This is a genomic window from Pseudomonas sp. CBZ-4, assembly GCF_000346755.1.
GTDB lineage: Bacteria > Pseudomonadota > Gammaproteobacteria > Pseudomonadales > Pseudomonadaceae > Aquipseudomonas.
Window position 1 is genome coordinate 1 of sequence record NZ_ANNV01000069.1, and the last position, 4,451, is coordinate 4,451.

General features: G+C 65.4%; 5 protein-coding genes. All 5 read left to right on the top strand.

Annotation, left to right across the window (positions count from 1 at the left end):
- The first annotated feature begins 332 nt into the window (after positions 1-332).
- Complete coding sequence (moaB, locus tag B348_RS0108340) at positions 333-887, top strand: molybdenum cofactor biosynthesis protein B (protein WP_017735673.1); 555 nt, start codon at positions 333-335, stop codon at positions 885-887.
- Entirely contained in the window at positions 884-2,110 is a 1,227-nt protein-coding gene (gene glp / locus B348_RS0108345) for a gephyrin-like molybdotransferase Glp (protein WP_017735674.1), read from the top strand. Before moaB ends, glp begins: the two co-directional genes overlap by 4 nt.
- Positions 2,111-2,119: 9 nt before the next feature.
- A complete protein-coding gene (locus B348_RS0108350; protein WP_017735675.1) occupies positions 2,120-3,115 on the top strand; it encodes a peptidase U32 family protein in 996 nt (331 codons plus the stop codon).
- A gap of 10 nt (positions 3,116-3,125) precedes the next feature.
- Positions 3,126-4,016, top strand: coding sequence for a U32 family peptidase (locus B348_RS0108355; protein ID WP_017735676.1), 891 nt, complete (start codon positions 3,126-3,128; stop codon positions 4,014-4,016).
- A partial coding sequence (locus B348_RS0108360) for an SCP2 domain-containing protein (RefSeq protein WP_017735677.1) occupies positions 4,010-4,451 on the top strand: 442 nt, incomplete at its 3' end. The genes B348_RS0108355 and B348_RS0108360, both read left to right, overlap by 7 nt.

Here is a 4,451-nt window from a genome sequence, read left to right on the forward strand (position 1 = left end):
TTGGGGCTCTTTTCCAAAAGTGACCCGCCGTAAGGGCGGAACCATAGGTGGCCGTTACCCAAATAACGGATATGTACACCGATAGACCTCCATCGCAGGCAAGCCAGCTCCCACAGAAAAACATCTCCCCGGGCAGTCCCGGCCATTCCATGCGACCCCATGCCACACCCAACCCTTGACCACGATCAACAGCCCCCACCCAGCCAGTTCCCACACTGTGCCAACCCCCCTGAAGGACCACGCCCCCAACGGCATACCTCCTCCGAGGAATAGGCCCTACGCCCAATGCGGCGCAGGCTGCCCCCATCTTTCCAACGCTTGGAGCCCGGACCATGGCCCACCTGACCCAGCAAAACTTCGTCTCCCTGAACATCGCCGTACTGACCATCAGCGACACCCGCACCTACGACACCGACACCTCCGGCGACACCCTGGTAGACCGCCTGCAAACCGCCGGCCACATGCTCATCGACCGTGGCATCGTGATGGACGACATCTACCAGATCCGCGCCCGGGTTTCACAGTGGATCGCCGACCCCCAGGTGCAAGTGGTGCTGATGACCGGCGGCACCGGTTTCACCGCGCGCGACAACACGCCCCAAGCCGTGCTGCCGCTGCTGGACAAGCAAGTGGACGGCTTCGGCGAGTTGTTCCGTCAGGTGTCCCTGGCCGAAATCGGCATGTCGACCCTGCAATCCCGCGCCCTGGCCGGCTTCAGCAACGGCGTGCTGGTGTGCTGCATGCCGGGTTCACCGGGCGCCTGTCGCACGGCCTGGGACCAGATTCTTGTCGGCCAACTGGACAGCCGCACCGGCCCGTGCAACTTCGCGCCGCACCTCAAGCCGCAACTCGATCAAGCGCTCAGCGCCTGTGAGTCACGCTCATGAACCTGTGTGACAGCGGTGACCTGCTGCCGGTGGAGGACGCCATCGAGCAGTTGCTTGCGCAGGCGCCGCCACCCCCGTCCACCGAGGTGATTGCCTTGGCCCAGGCCCTTGGGCGGGTGGTCGCTGAAGACGTGTTTTCGCCCCTCGACTTGCCGGCCTGGGACAACAGTGCCATGGACGGCTACGCCCTGCGCGCGTTTGACGTGCCGGAGCAGGGCGGTCATCTGGAAGTCGCCGGGCGTATCGCTGCCGGGCACAGCAGCGATGAGCCGTTGCAGGCCGGGCAAGCCGTGCGCATCTTTACCGGCGCGCCGTTGCCACCGGGGGCCGACAGTGTGGTCGCCCAGGAACGTTGCCGCGTGTATGGCCAGCGCATCTGGTGCCCGCCGGTCCACCTGGGCGACCACGTGCGCAAGCGCGGCGAAGAGCTGCAACGCGGGCAGCAGGTGTTGAGCGCCGGCAAGCGCCTGCGCGCCCAGGAGATCGGCCTGCTGGCGGCGGCGGGCATCCCCCGGGTCAAGGTCTATCGGCCGCTGCGGGTGTGCCTGCTCAGCAGTGGTGATGAATTGCGCGAACCCGGTGAGTCGCTGGCACCGGGGCAGATCTACAACAGCAACCGTTACCTCATCGCAGCGCTGCTGCGGGGCTGGGGTGTGGAGGTGCACGACTACGGCGTGATGGCCGACGCCCTGACGGCGAGTCGCGATGCGTTGGCGCTGGCGTCTTCCGAATGCGACCTGCTGCTGACCACCGGAGGCGTGTCGGTGGGGGAGGAGGACCACCTCAAGCAAGCGATCCGCGAGCTGGGCAAGGTCGAGTTCTGGCGTCTGGCGATCCAGCCCGGCAAGCCCCTGGCGTTTGGTCAGGTGGCGGGCAAACCGTGGCTGGGCCTGCCGGGTAATCCGACGGCGGCGCTGGTCACGGCGCTGGTGGTGGTGCGCCCGTTCCTGCTGCGTGCCCAGGGCGCAGAGCGGGTGTTGTCGGTGCCGGCCAGCGTACCGGCGGCGTTTGAATGGCTCAAGCCCAACCCGCGCCGCCAATACCTGCGTGCGCGCTTGAGCCCCGGCAGCGATGGGCAACTGCGCGCGATCCTGCACCCGCAGCAAAGCTCGGCGATGCTGGTCGCCGCCTGTTGGGCCGACGGCCTGGTGATCGTCGAGCGCGGGCAGCAGGTGCTCAAGGGCGCGGCGGTGCCGTTTCTGTCCTTTGCCGATTTTCAATAAGGAGCCACCATGCAACTGGTCTGCCCGGCAGGTAACTTGCCTGCGTTGAAAGCCGCTGTGCGCCAAGGCGCCGACGCGGTGTATGTGGGGTTTCGCGATGACACCAACGCCCGGCACTTCGCCGGGCTGAACATGGACGACAAGCAGTTCGACGCCGCCGTCGCCCATATCCGCCAGCACCAGCGCAAGCTCTACGTGGCGGTCAACACCTACCCGCAACCGAAGATCTGGCCGCGCTGGCAACGCGCCGTCGATCGCGCCGCCGACCATGGGGTGGACGCCCTGATTGCCGGCGACCCCGGCGTGCTCGGCTACGCGGCCGCGCGTCATCCGCAGATGGCCTTGCACTTGTCGGTGCAGGGCTCGGCCACCCACGCGGCGGCGTTGAAGTTCTACGTCGAACGCTATGGCATCCGCCGTGCGGTGCTGCCCCGGGTGTTGTCCCTGGCCCAGGTCAGGCAGGTGGCGGCGAGCGCCACGGTGCCCATCGAAGTGTTCGGCTTTGGCAGCCTGTGCATCATGGCCGAAGGGCGCTGCCACTTGTCCTCCTACATCACCGGCGAATCCCCCAACCTGTGCGGCGTGTGCTCGCCGGCCAAGGCGGTGCGCTGGAGCGACGACGCCGACGGCCTCAGCGCGCGCTTGAGCGAAGTGCTGATCGACCGCTACACCCCGGACGAACCGGCCGGCTACCCGACCCTGTGCAAGGGCCGCTTCCTGGTGGGCGGCAAGCGCTTCCATGCGCTGGAGGAACCCACCAGCCTTGACACCCTCGACCTGCTGCCGGAACTGGCCGCCATCGGCGTGGAAGCGGTGAAGATCGAAGGCCGCCAACGCAGCCCGGCCTATGTGGAGCAAGTCACCCGCGTCTGGCGCGCGGCCCTCGACGCCCACCGCAGCAACCCGGCCAACTTTGTCGTCAAGGAACAATGGCGTCAGGTATTGGCCGGGCTTTCCGAAGGCAGCCAGACCACCCTGGGTGCTTACCATCGTGCATGGCAGTGAGGACACACACATGAAACTCAGCCTCGGACCGGTGCTGTTTTATTGGGACAAGGAACACCTCGGGCGCTTCTACGCGGACATGGCCGACGTGCCCCTGGACGTGATCTACCTGGGCGAAACCGTGTGCTCGAAACGCCGCGTGTTCAACCTCGATCAATGGCTGGGCTTGGGCCGCGAGTTGCAGGCGTGCAGTTCGGCGCAGATCGTGTTGTCGAGCCTCACCTTGATCGAGGCGGCCTCTGAACTGTCCCGCCTGCGGCGCCTGTGCGACAACGGCGAGTTACTGGTGGAAGCCAACGACATGGGCGCGGTGCAGTTGCTGGTGGAGCGCAAGTTGCCCTTTGTCGGCGGCCCGGCGCTCAACCTCTACAACGGCCACGCCCTGGTGCAGTTGCTCGACTTGGGCATGCAACGCTGGGTGCCGCCGGTGGAATGCTCCCAGGGCTTGATCGCCGATGTGCTGGAACAGGTGCGCGAATTGGGCAGGCCGTTGCCGGAGGTGGAAATCTTCGCCTACGGCCATTTGCCCCTGGCCTACTCGGCGCGTTGCTTCAGCGCCCGCGCAGAAAACCGGCCCAAGGACGACTGCCAGTTCTGCTGCATCAACTACCCGGACGGCATGGCCTTGACCAGCCAGGAAGGGCAGGCGTTGTTTACCTTGAATGGGATTCAGACGATGTCGGCGGAGGTGACCAACCTGCTGGCCGACTATCCCGCGCTGGTGGCTTGTGGCACCGATGTGTTGCGCCTGAGCCCGCGGGCTGAAGGTATGGCTGATGTGGTGCGTGCGTACGATCAGGTACGCCAGGGCGCCACGCCGCCGTTGTTCGTTGACGGCTGCAACGGCTACTGGCATGGCCAGGCCGGTATGTTACGGGTTGAGGAGGTGGGGCTGTGTTGAGTCGCAAGCAATGGTTGCTCAAGGGGGCCGACCGGTTGTTGCCGCTGGTTCGGCGGGTGCCGTTTGTGGTGCAGCGTGTGGCCTTGGAGCAGGGGCTTAATCGCTGTCTGGCTGAGCCTCTGCGCGAGGGTGGTTTTGATTTGCTGCGCGGGCGTTGGATGTGTTTGCGCGTTCCTGACTTGGGGTTGTGTTGGTACCTGACGTTGGCGCGGGAGGGGTTGCGTATTGCTGACAGGGCTGAGGCGCAGGTGACCATCAGTGGTAATTGGCGGGAGTTTTTGTTGTTGGCCAGTCGGCAGGAGGATCCGGATACGTTGTTTTTTCGGCGGCGGTTGGTGATTGAGGGGGATACGGAATTGGGGTTGGGGTTGAAGAATTTGATTGATAGTTTGGATTCGGATGTGTTGCCGGGGTGGTTGTGGCGGGGGGTGGGGG

Coding starts and splice junctions, on each gene's coding strand:
- B348_RS0108350 (WP_017735675.1), top strand. CDS start 2,120: ATGCAACTGGTCTGCCCGGCAGGTAACTTGCCTGCGTTGAAAGCCGCT.
- moaB (WP_017735673.1), top strand. CDS start 333: ATGGCCCACCTGACCCAGCAAAACTTCGTCTCCCTGAACATCGCCGTA.
- B348_RS0108355 (WP_017735676.1), top strand. CDS start 3,126: ATGAAACTCAGCCTCGGACCGGTGCTGTTTTATTGGGACAAGGAACAC.
- glp (WP_017735674.1), top strand. CDS start 884: ATGAACCTGTGTGACAGCGGTGACCTGCTGCCGGTGGAGGACGCCATC.